Raw genomic sequence first — 548 nt, 5'->3', positions numbered from 1 at the left:
TCGCTTTAATGGTGCAGATGTCAACTTAACCACACAGTTTACAGATTATTTCGGTCCAACTACTAAAACGTACTTAGATCAGACATTCAGGTTCAACAGCAGCATTGGTGATGTTGCAACACAGTTTGTGACTAAGAACCCTGTGCAGCTAAAGAAAGATATTCGCTCTCTATCGCAAGTCGATTACCCCACGGTTTCATTGATACGACGGGGTGAGCAAGAGCCAGCAACTAAAGATGAACCAAGCCTTAATGCACTTGAGCAGGCTTTAAAAGCTATTAACATGCGTGCTAATAAGGCTGAAGATAAACTAAAGAGCAAGCCTGTTGTGTACCTGCTCGCTCGTTTCTGGTTTCAACTACCGGATAAGAGTGAGCTAAGACAGCTGAATCGGAAGTATCCAAGTTTAACTATTGAGTGTCAGTCTTTTCATGCCTCAAAAGGTAAAGAGGCGGATTATGTGGTGATCACGGGGATGAAAACGGGAAAGCATGGCTTCCCCTCAACGAAAGTCACCCCACCAATACTTGATGCATTTTTACCTAAAG

Annotated in this window: 1 protein-coding gene; it reads left to right on the top strand. The window is 43.2% G+C overall.

What is annotated here, in order from left to right; all coding sequences use genetic code 11:
- Positions 1–548: hypothetical protein (locus tag IEX22_RS16410; RefSeq protein WP_229660121.1), on the top strand; the 548-nt coding region annotated here is incomplete at both ends.

It is taken from the genome of Tersicoccus solisilvae, assembly GCF_014643255.1.
GTDB lineage: Bacteria > Actinomycetota > Actinomycetes > Actinomycetales > Micrococcaceae > Tersicoccus > Tersicoccus solisilvae.
The sequence above is the reverse complement of the archived record's forward strand: the minus strand, read 5'-3'. Positions and strand labels throughout refer to the sequence as shown.